Origin of the sequence: Shewanella gaetbuli, assembly GCF_023284065.1 — a bacterium.
GTDB classification, from domain to species: Bacteria; Pseudomonadota; Gammaproteobacteria; order Enterobacterales; family Shewanellaceae; genus Shewanella; species Shewanella gaetbuli.
Genome location: NZ_JAKIKP010000004.1, coordinates 295,395 through 312,452 on the forward strand (window position 1 = coordinate 295,395; position 17,058 = coordinate 312,452).

At 39.9% G+C, this 17,058-nt stretch carries 16 protein-coding genes; 4 read left to right on the forward strand and 12 right to left on the reverse strand.

The genetic code is table 11. The annotated features are described in order from the left end of the window. Positions 1–7 precede the first annotated feature (7 nt). The 5 genes from napA to L2672_RS08180 form a co-directional block, all read right to left on the reverse strand. Positions 8–2,497, reverse strand: a complete 2,490-nt coding sequence (gene napA / locus L2672_RS08160) for a nitrate reductase catalytic subunit NapA (RefSeq protein WP_248995333.1) — start codon at positions 2,495–2,497, stop codon at positions 8–10. A 2-nt stretch (positions 2,498–2,499) separates the two neighbouring features. After that, a complete protein-coding gene (locus L2672_RS08165; protein WP_248995334.1) occupies positions 2,500–2,757 on the reverse strand; it encodes a chaperone NapD in 258 nt (85 codons plus the stop codon). 34 nt (positions 2,758–2,791) lie between these two features. Then, positions 2,792–2,950: a periplasmic nitrate reductase, NapE protein gene (locus L2672_RS08170; protein ID WP_248995335.1), complete on the reverse strand. Its 159-nt coding sequence runs from the start codon at positions 2,948–2,950 to the stop codon at positions 2,792–2,794. A gap of 384 nt (positions 2,951–3,334) precedes the next feature. Then, on the reverse strand, positions 3,335–4,243 hold the full coding sequence (locus tag L2672_RS08175) for a class I SAM-dependent methyltransferase (protein WP_248995336.1): 909 nt from the start codon (positions 4,241–4,243) through the stop codon (positions 3,335–3,337). 40 nt (positions 4,244–4,283) lie between these two features. Next, positions 4,284–5,405, reverse strand: a complete 1,122-nt coding sequence (locus L2672_RS08180; protein WP_248995337.1) for an AI-2E family transporter — start codon at positions 5,403–5,405, stop codon at positions 4,284–4,286. An 85-nt stretch (positions 5,406–5,490) separates the two neighbouring features. Between L2672_RS08180 and folX the strand changes: the two genes are divergently transcribed. Both folX and L2672_RS08190 read left to right on the forward strand, forming a co-directional pair. Beyond that, entirely contained in the window at positions 5,491–5,859 is a 369-nt protein-coding gene (folX, locus tag L2672_RS08185) for a dihydroneopterin triphosphate 2'-epimerase (protein WP_248995338.1), read from the forward strand. Positions 5,860–5,987: 128 nt separating this feature from the next. Then, on the forward strand, positions 5,988–6,881 hold the full coding sequence (locus L2672_RS08190; RefSeq protein WP_248995339.1) for a TIGR01777 family oxidoreductase: 894 nt from the start codon (positions 5,988–5,990) through the stop codon (positions 6,879–6,881). A 5-nt stretch (positions 6,882–6,886) separates the two neighbouring features. Here L2672_RS08190 and L2672_RS08195 read toward each other — a convergent pair whose 3' ends face one another. The 7 genes from L2672_RS08195 to astE all read right to left on the reverse strand — a co-directional run bounded on the left by L2672_RS08195 (position 6,887) and on the right by astE (position 14,747). After that, entirely contained in the window at positions 6,887–7,783 is an 897-nt protein-coding gene (locus tag L2672_RS08195) for a LysR family transcriptional regulator (RefSeq protein WP_248995340.1), read from the reverse strand. Between the two features lie 144 nt (positions 7,784–7,927). Beyond that, positions 7,928–8,413 (reverse strand): VOC family protein, encoded by a 486-nt coding sequence (locus L2672_RS08200; RefSeq protein WP_248995341.1) that lies wholly within the window; start codon positions 8,411–8,413, stop codon positions 7,928–7,930. A gap of 202 nt (positions 8,414–8,615) precedes the next feature. Next, complete coding sequence (nadA, locus tag L2672_RS08205) at positions 8,616–9,683, reverse strand: quinolinate synthase NadA (protein WP_248995342.1); 1,068 nt, start codon at positions 9,681–9,683, stop codon at positions 8,616–8,618. Positions 9,684–9,797: 114 nt separating this feature from the next. Then, positions 9,798–11,369 carry a dihydrolipoyllysine-residue acetyltransferase gene (locus L2672_RS08210; protein WP_248995343.1) on the reverse strand — a complete coding sequence of 524 codons (1,572 nt, stop codon included), beginning with the start codon at positions 11,367–11,369 and terminating at the stop codon, positions 9,798–9,800. 8 nt (positions 11,370–11,377) lie between these two features. Continuing rightward, positions 11,378–12,355, reverse strand: a complete 978-nt coding sequence (locus L2672_RS08215) for an alpha-ketoacid dehydrogenase subunit beta (protein WP_248995344.1) — start codon at positions 12,353–12,355, stop codon at positions 11,378–11,380. A gap of 3 nt (positions 12,356–12,358) precedes the next feature. Then, positions 12,359–13,537, reverse strand: a complete 1,179-nt coding sequence (locus tag L2672_RS08220; protein ID WP_248995345.1) for a thiamine pyrophosphate-dependent dehydrogenase E1 component subunit alpha — start codon at positions 13,535–13,537, stop codon at positions 12,359–12,361. A gap of 166 nt (positions 13,538–13,703) precedes the next feature. Continuing rightward, a complete protein-coding gene (gene astE, locus L2672_RS08225) occupies positions 13,704–14,747 on the reverse strand; it encodes a succinylglutamate desuccinylase (protein ID WP_248995346.1) in 1,044 nt (347 codons plus the stop codon). Positions 14,748–14,942: 195 nt separating this feature from the next. Between astE and msrA the strand changes: the two genes are divergently transcribed. Together msrA and trxB are read left to right on the forward strand one after the other, a co-directional pair. Continuing rightward, positions 14,943–15,422 carry a peptide-methionine (S)-S-oxide reductase MsrA gene (gene msrA / locus L2672_RS08230; protein ID WP_248995347.1) on the forward strand — a complete coding sequence of 160 codons (480 nt, stop codon included), beginning with the start codon at positions 14,943–14,945 and terminating at the stop codon, positions 15,420–15,422. Positions 15,423–15,633: 211 nt separating this feature from the next. After that, the gene (gene trxB / locus L2672_RS08235) at positions 15,634–16,587 is read left to right on the forward strand and encodes a thioredoxin-disulfide reductase (RefSeq protein ID WP_248995348.1); all 954 of its coding nucleotides are present in this window, start codon (positions 15,634–15,636) and stop codon (positions 16,585–16,587) included. Positions 16,588–17,058: the final 471 nt, after the last annotated feature.

Consider the following 17,058-nt stretch of genomic DNA (forward strand, 5'->3'; position numbering starts at 1 on the left):
ACACTCCTTAGGCTTTAACGACTTTGATTGCACATTTCTTAAAGTCAGTTTGTTTCGACAAAGGATCTGTCGCATCAAGGGTGACCTTATTAATCAGCTGACTAGCATCAAACCAAGGTACGAATACTAATCCTACAGGTGGCTTATTACGTCCTCTTGTTTCGATACGGGTTTTAATTTCGCCACGTCGTGAAATAACTTTCACTTCATCACCGCGACGTAATCCACGCTTTTTAGCATCATCAGGGTGCATAAAACATACTGCATCAGGAAACGCTTTATAAAGCTCTGGAACCCTTTGTGTCATAGAACCTGAATGCCAGTGTTCTAGTACACGTCCAGTTGACAACCATAAATCAAACTCTTCATCTGGTGACTCAGCTGGTGCTTCATATGGCAGAGCAAAAATAACTGCTTTGCCGTCTGGCTTACCATAAAAATCAAAACCTTTACCAGCTTTGACATACGGGTCAGAACCTTCACGATAACGCCATTTAGTTTCAACGCCATCCACCACAGGCCAACGTAAACCATGCTCTTTATGATAAGTATCAAAGTCAGCTAGGTCATGCGCATGACCACGGCCAAAGGTAGCGTACTCTTCAAATAAGCCTTTTTGGACATAAAAACCGAAATGTTTACCGTCATCATTTAAGTGTTTAGGGTCTGAATCACTTAATGGGAATTTATCAACATTGCCATTTTGATAGAGTACTTGATATAAGGTTTTGCCTTTGTATTCTGGGTTAGCTTTCAACACTTCTGCTGGCCACACTTCATCAGTAGTGAAGCGTTTTGAAAACTCCATTAATTGCCACATATCAGATTTAGATTCGCCCGGTGCACGAACTAATTGATGCCAGAACTGAGTACGACGTTCTGCATTACCGTAAGCGCCCTCTTTTTCAACCCACATTGCCGCAGGTAAAATAAGGTCAGCGGCTTGAGTGGTAACCGTTGGATAAGCGTCAGACACAACGATAAAGTTGTCTGGATTACGATAACCAGGTAGGCCTTCCTCATTCATATTTGGTGCAGCTTGCATATTGTTATTAACTTGAACCCAATAACAATTTAAATCACCATCTTTCAATCTACGATGCTGCTCTACTGCATGATAGCCTGGTTTTGGTGGAATAATCCCACTTGGAATTTTCCAAATATCTTCAGCGAGTTTTCTGTGCTTAGGATTAGTCACAACCATGTCTGCAGGTAAACGGTGTGAGAATGTCCCCACTTCACGGGCTGTACCACATGCAGATGGCTGGCCTGTTAATGAGAATGGACTGTTACCTGGAGTTGCAATTTTACCGACTAATAAGTGAATGTTATAAATTAGGTTATTACACCACACACCACGAGTATGTTGATTAAAGCCCATGGTCCAGAATGAGGTGACTTTCTTATCTGGGTCAGCATACAGCTCAGCGAGGGCTATTAGTTTATCTTCTGAAACACCTGATAGCTTACTGACCGATTTAACATCATAGTCGGCAACGAATTTTTTAAACTCTTCAAAATCAATAGGTGTTGAATCACCGGCAGTTGCTACATTTTTAGCTTTTTTCTGTAGTGGATGAGTCGCACGTAAACCATAACCGATATCCGTAGTACCTTTACGGAAGTTCACATGTTTATTAACAAAGTCTTTGTTTACTTTATCGTTTTGAATAATGTAGTTAGCAATAAAGTTAAGAATCGCTAAGTCAGTTTGAGGCTCAAAAATAATCGGTAAGTCTGCTAAATCAAATGAACGATGTTCAAACGTAGACAATACCGAAACCTTAACATGTGGTGCACTTAAACGACGGTCGGTAACGCGAGTCCATAAGATTGGATGCATTTCAGCCATATTTGAGCCCCATAATACAAAAGCGTCTGCCGCTTCCATATCATCATAACAGCCCATAGGCTCATCCATACCAAAGGTACGCATAAAGCCAACTACTGCAGATGCCATACAATGACGTGCATTAGGGTCAATATTGTTTGAGCCAAAACCTGCTTTCATTAGCTTAACGGCGGCATAACCTTCAAAAACAGTCCACTGACCAGAACCAAACATACCGACGGCAGTTGGGCCTTTTTTCTTGATGGTTTCTTTCCATTTTTCAGCCATGGTGTCAAAAGCTTGATCCCAGCTGATCGGCGTAAATTCACCATGCTTGTCGTATTTACCATTGGTCATACGCAGCATTGGTGTTTGAATACGGTCGCGGCCATACATAATTTTCGATAAGAAGTAACCCTTAATACAATTTAGGCCTTTATTAACTTCAGATTTCGCATCACCATGAGTCGCAACCACTTTACCATCACGAGTAGCAACAATGACCGAGCAGCCTGTACCACAAAAACGACAAGGTGCTTTGTTCCATTCTAACTTTGTTTGTTCTGAGCTAGTAATCAGGTTACTTGCCGAAGCCGGTAGTGCAAGACCCGCAACACTTGCGGCCGCCATTGCAGCATTGGCTTTCATAAAATCACGTCTGTTCATTTTCATTTCTCACCCTCTTCAAGCTCTTCACTTTGGTGGTAAACCATGGTTGCAGATAGCACGCCTGGCAATGCATTAATTGTTGAAATATCATCCATTAACGACTTTTGACTCGGGCCTTCTATTACTACAACAAGTTTGACTTCATTATTTGCTGATAACTCAGCATTTTTTATTTCCATAATTTGTTGTCTGACTTCTGCCATTTTTTCCGGCTTTACTTGGACAATCAAACTGGTTACGTGAAGTTCATTACTCATCTAATACACTCTTATTAAAATAAAATTTTTTAATTTAACCTACACCTGGAGGGCCAGTTAAAATTTGACTAAACCAGATTGTAAAACCTAATGCGCTAACTAATGCTGCGGATAAAATGGGGGCTAGAAAAACAGTTAAGAAGATAAATATTTTAAGCTCTAAACTTTTTTCATCTTTTGTTTCTTGACTCATGGAACCTCCAAGAGTGGTTAGGATTGCGAATATGGTGCTGTTATATATCACCATTTCGGATTAATTGAATTTTATCGCTAAACAATTTGCAAACTATATACTCACAAATTGGTAAACAAGTGTTTAATTGATCTAGATCATCTATTCAGTAAAACTTATTCCTAAATCACGCTTTCACAACAAGAAAATGATTTAAATTTGACCAACCATTCAAAAATTTCTTAGATACAGCATAACCCACTTTAACAAGTCATTCACATTTGTTGTTGTTTTATGAATGAGATTAAAAATCATATGTGACACAGATCACGTTGTAGATATAAAAAAACCTGCGAGATTAACTCAAGCAGGCTCTCAATTCATGTTTTAATATCTAATGAGGCGTTAGGCTTTACGATATAGCAAAACCTTTAACGACTTTTGCTCATCAACGTCTGCAAATATGGCTGGATTATTTAATCGCTCAACAAAAGTTATTTCATTGGTGGTGCTTTCAACTTGTTGCATTAAAAAATCACAACCTAATTCAGGTGCATTTAAGCACAATAGCACTTGGCCTTCGTCTGCAAGCAAGCTAGGTAAACGTTTTAGTAAACGCTGATAGTCTTTAGTTGCGACAAAACTGCCCTTTTGATTGCTTGGGGGATCCGCAATAATTAAATCGTAAGGACCTAACTTTGTTAGTTTGCCCCACGATTTAAAAATATCATGACCTAAATAACGCGCTCCAGTGGGAAGTTCATTTAATAAATGATTTTGTTTACCGATACTTAGTGCCCCTTTGCTCATATCCATATTGACCACTTCATCTGCGCCGCCTTGTAAGGCTGCAACGGAAAAACCACAAGTATAGGCAAATAAATTGAGCACTTTTTTATGCTTGGCATGCTGTCTTACCCACTGGCGACCATTGGCCATATCTAAAAACAAGCCATGATTTTGACCTCGTAACAAATGCACTTGAAAACGCGCCCCATTTTCAGTTACCACATGGTTTTCAGGCACTTCGCCTGCAATGATCTGAGTGTGTGTTTGCCCCATGTTGCGATACTGAAAAACTAAATTACATTCAGTGTCCGGGTGATTCTGTGCAAAAGATTGCTGAATTTGGCTCAACAACAGTTGCTGTTGCGATTCTTCAAGTTGTTTAAAGCTGGTTAATAACAAAACTGGTGGATACCAGTCTAAACATAAATGCTCTTCGCCAGCGTATAAGCCTCCACGACCATGGAAAACTCGTTGCACTTCAGGCGTGATGTTAAATAGGTTTAGGGCAGTGATCAGTGCTGACATATTTGCTTTGTTTCTCTATAAAGTATTCTAAAATAATTTGTTATTTGACCGTTTCGTTATCCTGAGCCGAAGATGTTTCGATTTCATCGTGACTTTCAACAGTGAGCACTTGAGTTTCTCCTTCACTTTTGTCATCTACTTCATCGGCTAATAAAATGGCAAGCCACATCCCTGACTGACTTGACTCTAAGCCTATTTTAACCACCATCGTTAATGGAACAGATAACAACATACCCACTGAGCCTAATAACCACCCCCAAAAAATTAATGATAAAAACACCACTAAAGTTGATAAGCCAAGGCCCTTGCCCATAAATTTAGGTTCAATGACATTACCCATCACCATATTAGTGCCTAAATACAGCAGACCAGTAGCACCAGCAGCTCCTGGGCCAAATTGAATAAAAGCCAGTAATACTGCAGGAATAGCCGCAATAATTGACCCGATATTAGGAATATAATTAAATAAGAATGCGACAACCGCCCATAACAACGCATAGTCAACACCAATAATTGATAACCCCACCCCAACGATGACACCAGTGCCTAAACTGACCAAGGTTTTGATCATCATGTATTGATTAACTGAGTGAAGAAACTTATCAATTTGCTTCATTCGCATGTCAGGATCATCTAAAGCAAAATGAAACTTCTTAGGCATATCTTGAGCTTCAAATAACATAAACACCACAGTCAAAATGATCAGGAATAAATTGGCCATTACATTGCCGACACCTGACAACATATTGGTGGTCATACTTAAAGCCATGCCTGGGTCAAAATATTCAAGTACTTTTTCTCGCGAAATATGAATATTAAGTGCTTGCAGCTTTTCTAGTATCCACGCAAATTGTTCAATGAGTTGTGCCCGATATAGTGGTAATTGTTTAGAAAACTCATTAATAGAACTGCCCACTAAACTGGCTAACCATAAACCTAACAGCACGATAAAAACCATTAACAGCAGAACAGCGAGGCCTTTAGGTACTTTAAACCTGCACATTAAATTGATGGCAGGATTACAAATCATGGCTAAAAATGCTGACAAAACAAAAGGCACCACAATGGGGCTAGCTGTTTTTATTCCTGCCAGAATAATCACGACGCAGGCCATAACAACAAAGCTACGCACTGCCATGGATGATTCCTGTATACCTTTCATAAAAATAAATCCTTATTGCAACCCAAGACTAAAAGTGTGTATGTTTAGTATCATCTGACAACAAATATAAACAATAGAAGTAGTTATGAAACCAGATACGGCAATTATTCGAATCAAAAATCTCCGCTTACGTACTTATATCGGTATTAAAGAAGAAGAAATTAACAATCAACAAGATGTTATCGTTAATGTCATCATTCATTACTGCGCAGATAAAGCACGAAATAGTGATAATGTAGCTGATGCTCTTAATTATCGCACTATTACGAAAAAAATCATTGCTTTAATTGAAAATAATCGCTTTGCATTACTCGAAAATTTGACCAACCAAACCTTAAGTATTGCCAGTGAGCATGACTGGGTTGAATTCGCCAGTGTTGAAATAGACAAGCCCCATGCTTTAAGGTTTGCAGATTCTGTATCAATGGAATTGTGCTATCAAAAACCTCACTAAGAATAAGTGATCTAACCCTTCGTTTTTGACGTACTGCAAAGAGCTTTTGCCATAAACCACTAAGATACACTTTATCGTTCATAATGGTTAAAGCACTTTGCTAATTTGAAGTGCCATCGGGGGACACTATGAATATTTTACTAACCGGCGCAACAGGATTTGTTGGCCAGCAGTTGGTTAAGCAATTATATGCTCATCAACTAACAATTGTGTCTCGCAACGTAAAAAGTGCTCAAAAGACTTTAGGCTCGAAACATTGTTATATTGAAGATATTTCACAACTACAAAACTTAAATGACTTTGATGCGGTGATTAATTTAGCAGGCGAACCTATTGTAGCAAAACGTTGGAGCAAAAAACAAAAACAAATCATTTGTAATAGCCGTTGGGGAATTACCCAGAAAATCACACAGTTAATCAAAATTAGCCAACAACCTCCTGCGGTATTCATCAGTGCTTCTGCTATTGGCTATTACGGAAAGCAAGGTCAAAATCCTGTCGATGAGAAAAGTTCATTCCATGATGAGTTTTGTCATCAAGTGTGTGCTAAATGGGAAGAATTTGCTTTAGAAGCAAACAGCGATAAAACCCGAGTTTGTATCGCAAGAATTGGCATCGTTCTGGGTAAGAATGGCGGCGCTTTAGCCAAAATGTTACCTCCATTTAAATTAGGCTTAGGTGGCCCAATCGGAAAAGGCCAACAAGGAATGAGTTGGATTCATATTGATGATCTTGTTGGTTTATTTCAATGGATGTTAAACACCAATTCTGCCACAGGCGTTTATAATGCCACAGCACCAAATCCAGTTAGTAATGCTGAGTTTTCACGTGCATTAGGCAAGGCATTAAACCGCCCTGCCGTTATTACCACACCACCTTTGGCTTTGTCTTTAGCAATGGGAGAAATGTCTCAATTGCTTATTGAGGGTCAGTATGTGTTACCGGCTAAAGCGTTAAATGAAGGCTTCCAATTTAGCTATACTGATGTCAATACCGCGCTAAATGAGGTTGTTGGTAAATAATTTAACTAAACAATCCTCATGATAAGTTCGACTATTTTTGAATAACGTTTAGCTAATGGTTTATGTCGTTTGTGAATTAAATACAAGGGCTCAAATAATGTAAGCGGTTTATTGGGCGCAACTTCTGCTATTCGAATATCTTGTTGTCTGGTAAAGCTTCTCATTGCAAACTCTGGCAAGACGGTAAAACCTAATCCTTTAGCAACAGGCAATAATATTTGGTTTAATTGATTCACATAACCAGTAGTTTTGATTTCTTTATTGCGCGCATCATTAAAATATTCGCTGGCAATTTGTTGCCAATAAAAATGTGCATCAGGATGGTCAATTAAACCAAGTTGTTCAAGAAAATGATAATCAACAATAGGCTCAACCGTAGCGCTTGCAATTTTTTTAGGTATCACAACACAAAGCGATTGCTCGCCAATATGCCTGCTCAACAAGGTATTTTTATCGGTCTGCTGGGTTACAATTCCAATATCTAATTGATTTGACAATACCCCCGCTATAGTCCCTTTATTTGGCCCAGCTTCTAACCTCATCCTAAGTTGTGGATAAGCTTGCTGTTGCTCAATCAAATGCGGATATAACAATGATGCCATAGAGCCTGAACAACCAATTTTACAGTCCCCTATGGTTGCATCATCATTAATGACCGACGTTAACAATTCCTGTTGCTGTTGCTTCATTAATTGAGCGTATTCAAAAATAGCCAGTCCCGCGTCGGTTAACTCAAACCGTTTACCCACCCGAATAATCAACGGGCAACCCACTTGTTGTTCTAGTTTTTTTATATGCTGGCTTACACCGGGTTGTGTCATAAACAATTTTTCAGCTGTTCGGGTAAAGTGCCCTTCTTCAACCAATACAATAAATGTTGATAACCATTGTTGATTTAACATTTAGCAACCTTAATAGTTTGTCATAACGATAATTTATCATTAGTTGTAGTGATTATAAATTAATGCTTAAAAAACACAAAAAGCCCCAATTGGGGCTTTTTTATCAACAACATCGACTTAATCAAGATCTATATGCCTTTAGGTTTATTCGTAGTCGGCTGCGTAGGTTTCAGCATAAGTATGCGAATAAAGTTCAAATAAATTACCAAATGGATCTTCTAAATAAACCATTTTGGCAGGCTTTGAGTCATCTTCGGGGTGGTAACGCATAATGTCCATGCGCACTTTTCCGCCATATTTTTCAGTGCGCTCAATAGCGCCAGCAAAATCATCAGTTTGTAAACAAAAGTGGAAAATGCCTAAACGAGTAAAATCAACTTCATGGCGCTCTTGGCGCTGTTTCATTTCAAATAACTCAACACCAATGCCATCAGACGTTAATAAATGAGCGATATTAAAGCCTTTAAAGCCTTCACCAAATACTGCAATACACATACGGCCAATGGCCGTTTCACGTTCTTCAATCACTTTTGTATTGTTCATTACGATTGTTAAACCCAGTGCTTTGGTATAAAACTCAACAGCTTTATCCATGTCACCAACCATAATACCTACATGATTCATTTTCATAACTTACTCCGCATTCAATTAAACTGGTTTTTGTTTCGATGGAGAAAGTATATGCACTTATGATTAAAACTAAAAATTATCATATTTTATGCTTATGATAATTTTTTATTATAAAACTAAGAGTTTGAGCTTAAAAATAAAAAAGCCCTAAACATGAGTTTAGGGCTTTGGTATTCAACAACTATAAATGGCTATATATGAATTAAGCGTTACCTTTCACTTTCATATTTAGCGTTTTAGCAAAATCGAGCATGCGGGTTAACGGAATCAGTGCTTTTTCACGTAATTCATCGTCGACAAAGATTTCATGATCAGTTTTATCTGTATCTGATAATGAAGCCTCAATGGCTTGTAAACCATTCATTGCCATCCAAGGGCAATGTGCACAACTTTTACAAGTTGCGCCATTACCGCCTGTAGGGGCTTCAATTAAATTCTTGCCTGGAGCTGCTTGTTGCATCTTATAAAAAATGCCTTTATCCGTCGCAACAATAAACGTATCGTGCTCCATCGTTTGCGCCGCTTTAATTAGCTGACTAGTAGAGCCAACAGCATCAGCCATAGCAACCACACTTGCTGGAGACTCAGGGTGAACTAATACAGCTGCATCTGGGTATTGTTTCTTGAGTTCTTTAAGGGCGTTTGATTTAAACTCGTCATGAACAATACAATCGCCCTGCCACATCAGCATTTCAGCACCGGTTTGCTTGGCAATATAAGAGCCTAAATGACGGTCTGGCCCCCAGATAATTTTTTTATCCTGAGAATCTAAATGTTCCACAATTTCTAATGCAATACTTGATGTAACTACCCAATCAGCTCGGGCTTTCACCGCCGCAGAAGTATTAGCATATACTACAACAGTATGATCAGGGTGAGCATCGCAAAACGCACTAAATTGCTCAATTGGACAACCCAAATCTAATGAACAAGTTGCTTCTAGTGTTGGCATTAAGATGGTTTTTTCTGGGCTTAAAATTTTTGCAGTTTCACCCATAAATTTAACTCCAGCAACGATTAACGTTTTAGCTGGGTGATCGCGACCAAAGCGTGCCATTTCTAGTGAATCTGATACACAGCCGCCTGTTTCTTCTGCTAATGCTTGAATTTCAGGGTCTGTATAATAATGCGCAACCAGTACCGCATTTTGATCTATTAATAACTGTTTGATTCGTGCCTTATAGGCTTGTTTCTCTGAATCAGATAACACAGCAGGTTTTGGCGGAAAAGGATAATCAATCGTTTCGATTTGAGGTGCCGACAAGCTCATAACGGTTCCAATAATGTGACTATTGCTGCGAATTATACGAAAACTAGCTGTAAAACAAAAGGACGCATTACGCGTCCTTTAGATATTATTAACCCTGTTTATGTCATAACAAAATTAACGCATTGCCATTAACATTTCTTGTGGATTTTCTAGGTAGTGTTTCCACAAATTACAGAAGCGCGCAATGGTGCCACCGTCAATTACTCGGTGATCGCCTGACCAGCTTACCTGCATTATTTTACGTGCTTCAACGTCACCATTTTCATTAAATCTTGGTAAGTTTTGCAATTTGCCTAGTGCCACAATCGCCACTTCTGGCTTATTGATAATTGGCGTTGCCACTGTTCCACCTAAGGCACCGATATTTGAAATAGAGATAGTCCCTTCTTTCAAATCAGCCGGTGACACTCGGCCACTTCTGGCATCTGTGGTTAAACGAGTAATTTCAGCGGCCACTTCTAGAATAGATTTTAAGTGCACGTCTTTTACATTGGGAACTAATAGGCCCACTTTTGAATCAACAGCCATACCAATATTGTGGCGTGACTTATACGTTAACTCAGTACAATCAGCATTAACTTGACTGTTTAAGATTGGGAACTCATTGATGGCTAAAGACATGGCTTTCATGAAAAATGGCATCATCGTCAACTTAACTTCTTCAGTTGAATAACGTTTTTTCATGCTTTCACGTAAGGCAACTAACTCAGTTAAATCAAACTCTTCACAATAGGTAAAGTGAGGAATAGAAGAGACTGACTCAACCATCATTTTAGCCATAACCGCTTTAACACCTTTAATAGGCTCAACTCGGTCTGCTATAGAATGATTAACGACTGCAACGCTGGTATTAGTGCTTGCTGTACCCTTGTCTGAAGCGCTTGCTGTTGAAGTAACTGCACCTTGCTGATGTAGCTCGATATCCTGCTTGTAAACGCGGCCATTCTTTCCAGAACCTTTCACATCAGCAATATTAATATCTAAACTACGAGCCATACGTCTAACCGCTGGGCTTGCTAACGCTTTACCTTGTGGAATAGGTTCTGCAACTACAGGCTGGCTAACGGTGGCAGTTTGTTGTACGGGAGCTTCAACTGCACTAGATTGGTTAGCAGTGCCTTCCACTTCAATAGCGTATAAAGGGCTATGTACTTTAGCTAGTTGACCTTTTCGGTAATAATGCTTAACAATTTTACCCGCTTTCATGGCAGGAATTTGTACCAGCGCTTTATCTGTCATCACATCAGCAATTGGCTGATCTTCAACCACTGTTTCGCCTTCAGCAACTAACCACTCGACTAATTCACATTCAACAATACCTTCGCCGATATCAGGTAATAAAAAGTCTTCAGTGGCATTAGAGGCTACAGATTCACTTACAGGTGATGCTGGTGTCTGTTGTTCAACTTGCACCGTTTCTTGAGTTGGTACAGATGGCTCGTTGCTATCAGAAATGTCTACAGCATATAAAGGCGCATGTACTTTAGCGATATCACCTTTAGCATAATATAGCTTAGCAATCACACCTGCATTGGGCGCTGGAATTTGCACTAAGGCTTTATCAGTCATTACATCTGCAATAGGTTGGTCTTCAACAACCGTATCACCTTCGGCGACTAACCATTCAACCAATTCACACTCAACAACACCTTCACCGATGTCGGGTAAAATAAAATCTTTAATCATGACCACTCCTAAAATGCCATTGTGGCCTTGATGGCTTCATATGTTTTCAGCTCATCTGGCATGTATTCTTTTTCGTGGACTAATGGATACGGTGTATCTAAACCACAAACTCGGCTAATGGGCGATTCTAGATATAAGAAACACTCTTGTTGAATCGTCGCAGCTATTTCACCCGCAAAACCACCGGTTAATGGCGCTTCATGGTTAATCACTAATCGCCCTGTCTTTTTAACAGATGCAGCAACCGTATCGATATCCCAAGGTGATAAAGTGCGTAAATCGATAATTTCACATGAAATGCCCTCTTTTTCAGCCATTTCACAGGATTTTTCAACGATCTCCATTTGTGCACCCCAAGCCAGCACAGTAATATCTGTACCTTGCTTAACCACATCAGCTTTACCCAGTTCGATTTCATAATCGCCCTCTGGCACTTCACCCACTGAAGCACGATACAAGCGTTTAGGCTCAAAGAAGATCACCGGATTAGGATCACGAATTGCGGCTAACAATAGTCCTTTAGCTTGCTCTGGGTTTCTTGGCACAACCACTTTTAAACCTGGAGTTTGAGTAAAATAAGCTTCTGGTGATTGTGAATGGTAATGTCCACCCGCAATACCGCCACCATAAGGTGTACGGAAGGTTAACCCGCCAACATTAAATTCATTACCACTACGGTAGCGGAACTTAGCCGATTCATTCACTATTTGATCAAAAGCTGGAAAGATATAGTCAGCAAACTGAATCTCAGCCACAGGGGTCATACCGTGTGAGGCTAAACCATTAGCAAAACCTGCAATACCTTGCTCTGTCAAAGGCGTATTAAAGCAACGGTCACGGCCAAACTGCTCTTGTAAACCGGAAGTTGCACGGAAAACACCACCAAAGTGGCCCACATCTTCACCAAAAACAACCATGCGCTCATCAGCTTTCATGGCAATTGATAACGCCTCATTAATGGCGTGTAACATATTCATTTGAGCCACGGCTTATATTCTCCCTGCACTTTTTGGATAGGCTTTTGGATATTTCTTAATGTGTTGTTTCAACTCTTTTAATTGCTTATTTAGCACTGGAGTAGGTTTGTCATACACATCTTCAATGATTTCATCCAAATGTGGTACAGGTAGCTTTTCGGCTACTTTTACTGCGGCTAACACTTCTTCACGATATCGTTCATGTGCTTTAGCGTCTTCTTCTTCGGTTAACCAACCTTTATTAATTAACCAAAGTTTGAAACGTTTTACCGGATCATGTAATTGCCATTTTGCTTCTTCATCTTTAGAACGGTAACCCGATGGATCATCAGAAGAAGAATGTGCACCTAAACGATAGGTCATCGCTTCAATCAATACTGGCGCATTGTGCTCTAAAGCATAAGCTCTTGCTTGTTGAGTGGCGGCTAAAACAGCAAGCATGTCATTTCCGTCCACTCGAATAGTGTGCATACCATAACCGACACCGCGGCTAGCAATACCATTACCTGCAAACTGCTCATCAGTAGGCGTCGAAATAGCATAACCATTGTTTCTGCAGAAGAATATAACTGGCGCTTTTAATACTGCAGCCATATTTAAACCGGCGTGGAAATCCCCTTCTGATGCAGCACCTTCACCAAAATAGCAAACAGTAACATTACGTTCGCCTTTCAGCTTTTGGGCATAGGCAACACCTGAAGCTTGTGGGATTTGAGTGGCTAATGGCGAAGAAATAGTATGATAATTTAATGCCTGACTACCATAATGAATTGGCATTTGGCGGCCTTTACCCAAGTCTTTTTCATTACTGAACATTTGATTCATGAATTGTTCAGTTGAGAAACCTCGATAACGAATTGCCGCATGTTCACGGTACTGGGCCAAAATGACATCGTTTTGATCGAGGGCTGCAACACTCCCTACAATCGCGGCTTCCTCACCGGTACATGTCATATAAAAGCTAATACGCCCTTGGCGCTGTGCACCTAGCATACGTTCGTCTAAAACACGGGTGAAAACACAGGTATCGTAAATTTTGTTTGCAATGTCTTTATCAATGACGGGAAGAACTGCATTTTCATAGGTCGTTCCATCTGCTTGTAAAACTCGCAGAATTGGAATGTGCAATGACGCCTTGTCTAGAAAGCTGACACGATGCACTGTTTCGTTGTTCAGTGTTGCGTTGCTCATAATTATGCTCTTATTCTTGTGGTGTGTTACCTGATGGCAACACTCTAATTATAGATTGCGGTCTGACATTACGTTAACGTAAACTACCATTCAATAGTTTTTCGTTTAAGTTATGCATTTTTAGTCACTTTATTTGTATATTTTGCTTTACGCCATACTTTGACGATTAGCTAACTGGCGCATCTTGTGTTGGCACCAAGCATAATACTGTTCTTTGTCCAATCGGCACATTTGCGTTCGGAAACACTATCGCTTCCACTTCCGCTTCAACTTTTATGTCAGCACCATTTTCTGTAGCAAGCGTCTCGCCCTTTACAAAGCGACTGAAATTAGGCGCATCTTTGGCAAAGGAAAACTCAAAGTCATCTGCTTGTTTATTGATAGACCGTGACACTTTATACAAATTCAGTTGAGTGGCGTCATATTGAGGTAAATTTACACTTTCTTGACTAATCAATTGGGTCAACATCTGTTTAGTATCATGAAAACGTGTCATGTCATTTTCACCAAAAGGCATGACCTTACCTAACTCAACAGTAAATGCATCTGCATTGAATTGCTCAGATGAATAATAACTGAATGTGGTAGTCGGTTCGTGATGAAAAAGTATGGTATCTACACCGCATTTTGCCAAAAACATCATTTGCTCGGCACTATAACTTCGTCCCGGACGATAAGGATATATAGCAAACTTCTCATGTTTAGACGGGCGAATTGCCGTGTGTAAATCATAATGAATGCGTTGGCTATTTGCTGCACCTTGATTAAAAAAGTCAGCAACATATTGTTCTAACGCTTGAGCCCTTTTGCGCTCTTGATTAACCAACCCTTCACCTTTTGAGTGCGCTCCGCTGAATAAGCGATTCATGTTTTCTTCAACAAAACGGGTTTTATTAATAATGGCTGGAGGGTTGCCAATCAGAAAAAGGACTCTATGTGTCACGGTAATTTGTTGTTCAAGAATCGCTGTAATCAGTTGATTACAAATTTCAATCGGTGCAGTTTCATTACCATGAACAGCACAAGACAAAACGATATCTTTATTTACTGCTTGCTGGTTATTAAGCGGAGTGAACACGATAACGCCGGTGTCTAGTATATCAACCTGGGTATGATCACTTAATTGGAAATGCTGAGTATCGTCGATAAAGAGTGGATTATCTAACGTAAATGATAAAAAGTTTTTGCTGTCCATAAGCACTGAACTCAAAATGAACTCCTTCTTCTTATTATATTGCCAATTGCTGCATTAGCTATTTGGGGCGCGATATTACCACAAGCAAAGGCAAAATAAATTGATCCGCTACAAAGTCTAAATATTTGCGTAAAGAATACTTGCAATCGAGATATAAACTCATCACAATTATGGCCATCTAGACTTCTATACGTTTATTAAGGGTAAGTTATGGCGTTAGCAACTTTTGGTGCCGGTTGTTTTTGGGGTGTTGAATATTTTTTTCGTGAAATAAACGGCGTAATTAATGCGACTTGTGGCTACATGGGGGGCAAAGATTCAGCTACAACTTATTCAGAAGTTAAAACAGGCACAACTGGACATGCTGAAGTTGTACAAGTTGAATTTGATCCTGAATTAGTGAGCTATGAAGAGTTACTAGACGTGTTTTGGAAAAACCACAATCCAACTCAACTCAATATGCAAGGCGGAGACATTGGTAACCAATATCGAAGCACGATTTTTTTCCATGATAAGCAGCAAAAAGCGCTGGCAGAAGCTTCTAAATTGGCATTGGCTAGAAGTGGTAAGTGGGGCCAACGACATATTGTTACTGAAATTGTCCCATTACAAACCTTCTATATTGCAGAAGAGTATCACCAGAACTATCTTGAAAAAAACAACTTACCTTCTTGCCATATCAGTTATTAAGTTATTTTGACCGTTGTGAATAACATAATGAATGAGCGTTTTCAGTGACATGAATATATTCACAGGCTTTGTAGCCTAGAGTCGACAACAAAGATTGACACTACAGATTAGCGTAATCGAAAACATTGCTAGCAATTCACTTTACCCGCCATGGGAAATTTCCTACAATCGCGTTAATTGCATCAAGCATAATCATATTTGGAGAGAAACAATGAGTGAAGTTCGTCATAGTAACCTGTTAATTTTAGGCTCAGGCCCAGCGGGTTACACTGCAGCAGTATATGCAGCTCGTGCAAATTTAAAGCCTGTAATGATCACGGGCATGCAACAAGGCGGACAACTTACCACCACAACTGAAGTTGAGAACTGGCCGGGTGATGCTGAAGGGCTAACAGGGCCAGGATTAATGGCTCGTATGCAAGAGCACGCTGAAAAGTTTGAAACTGAAATATTATTTGATCACATCAACGAAGTGACGCTTACTGAGCGCCCTTTCCGCTTAAAAGGTGATAATGCAGAATACACATGTGATGCATTAATCATTGCCACAGGCGCATCAGCAAAATACTTAGGTTTACCTTCTGAAGAAGCGTTCATGGGCCGTGGTGTTTCAGCATGTGCGACTTGCGATGGTTTCTTCTACCGCAACCAAAAAGTTGCCGTTATTGGTGGTGGTAATACCGCTGTTGAAGAGGCATTATATTTAAGTAACATTGCTTCAGAAGTGCATTTGATTCACCGTCGCGACACTTTCCGCTCTGAGAAAATTTTGATTGATCGTTTAATGGATAAAGTTGCCAACGGCAATATTATTCTACACTTAGACCAAACTTTAGAAGAAGTTGTTGGTAACGATATGGGTGTAACAGGTCTGAAGAAGAAAAGCACCAAAGACGGCTCTATTACAGATCTAGAAGTTGCAGGTGTATTCGTTGCTATTGGTCATAGCCCAAACACTTCAATGTTTGAAGGCCAATTAGAAATGAATAACGGTTACCTCAAAGTAAACAGTGGGTTACAAGGTAATGCTACCCAAACCAGTATCGAGGGTATTTTTGCCTGTGGTGATGTAATGGACCAACATTATCGCCAAGCAATTACTTCAGCGGGCACAGGTTGTATGTCTGCATTAGATGCAGAACGTTATTTAGATGCTAAAAAATAAGTTGAATAACTAACTTACGGTTTATTCAACGCTTAAAAGCCAATCATATGATTGGCTTTTAAGTTTCAAACAGCAGATCCTCGATAAAAGATCTCGAGGATGACGTATAAGACCAACCGTCAGTACTAATAAGCCCAGCCGTCATTACTCAATGAGACCAACCATCATTATTCAATGAGGCCAACCGTCATTCCGGCAATGCTTGTAGTCCGTAATCTGCTTGCATTAGCCAAACTGCAGGTCCTCGACAAAAGATCTCGAGGATGACGTATAAGACCAACTGTCATTACTCAATGTGGCCAACCGTCATTCCGGCAATGCTTGTGGGCCGGAATCTGCTTGCATTAGCCAAACTGCAGATCCTCGACAAAAGATCTCGAGGATGACGTATAAGACCAACTGTCATTACTCAATGTGGCCAACCGTCATTCCGGCAATGCTTGTGGGCCGGAATCTGCTTGCATTAGCCAA

What these genes read in the sequence shown, in the direction of transcription:
- napA (WP_248995333.1), bottom strand. Translation starts at nt 2,497, where the DNA reads ATGAACAGACGTGATTTTATGAAAGCCAATGCTGCAATGGCGGCCGCA.
- L2672_RS08165 (WP_248995334.1), bottom strand. Translation starts at nt 2,757, where the DNA reads ATGAGTAATGAACTTCACGTAACCAGTTTGATTGTCCAAGTAAAGCCG.
- L2672_RS08170 (WP_248995335.1), bottom strand. Translation starts at nt 2,950, where the DNA reads ATGAGTCAAGAAACAAAAGATGAAAAAAGTTTAGAGCTTAAAATATTT.
- L2672_RS08175 (WP_248995336.1), bottom strand. Translation starts at nt 4,243, where the DNA reads ATGTCAGCACTGATCACTGCCCTAAACCTATTTAACATCACGCCTGAA.
- L2672_RS08180 (WP_248995337.1), bottom strand. Translation starts at nt 5,405, where the DNA reads ATGAAAGGTATACAGGAATCATCCATGGCAGTGCGTAGCTTTGTTGTT.
- folX (WP_248995338.1), top strand. Translation starts at nt 5,491, where the DNA reads ATGAAACCAGATACGGCAATTATTCGAATCAAAAATCTCCGCTTACGT.
- L2672_RS08190 (WP_248995339.1), top strand. Translation starts at nt 5,988, where the DNA reads ATGAATATTTTACTAACCGGCGCAACAGGATTTGTTGGCCAGCAGTTG.
- L2672_RS08195 (WP_248995340.1), bottom strand. Translation starts at nt 7,783, where the DNA reads ATGTTAAATCAACAATGGTTATCAACATTTATTGTATTGGTTGAAGAA.
- L2672_RS08200 (WP_248995341.1), bottom strand. Translation starts at nt 8,413, where the DNA reads ATGAAAATGAATCATGTAGGTATTATGGTTGGTGACATGGATAAAGCT.
- nadA (WP_248995342.1), bottom strand. Translation starts at nt 9,683, where the DNA reads ATGAGCTTGTCGGCACCTCAAATCGAAACGATTGATTATCCTTTTCCG.
- L2672_RS08210 (WP_248995343.1), bottom strand. Translation starts at nt 11,369, where the DNA reads ATGATTAAAGATTTTATTTTACCCGACATCGGTGAAGGTGTTGTTGAG.
- L2672_RS08220 (WP_248995345.1), bottom strand. Translation starts at nt 13,537, where the DNA reads ATGAGCAACGCAACACTGAACAACGAAACAGTGCATCGTGTCAGCTTT.
- msrA (WP_248995347.1), top strand. Translation starts at nt 14,943, where the DNA reads ATGGCGTTAGCAACTTTTGGTGCCGGTTGTTTTTGGGGTGTTGAATAT.
- trxB (WP_248995348.1), top strand. Translation starts at nt 15,634, where the DNA reads ATGAGTGAAGTTCGTCATAGTAACCTGTTAATTTTAGGCTCAGGCCCA.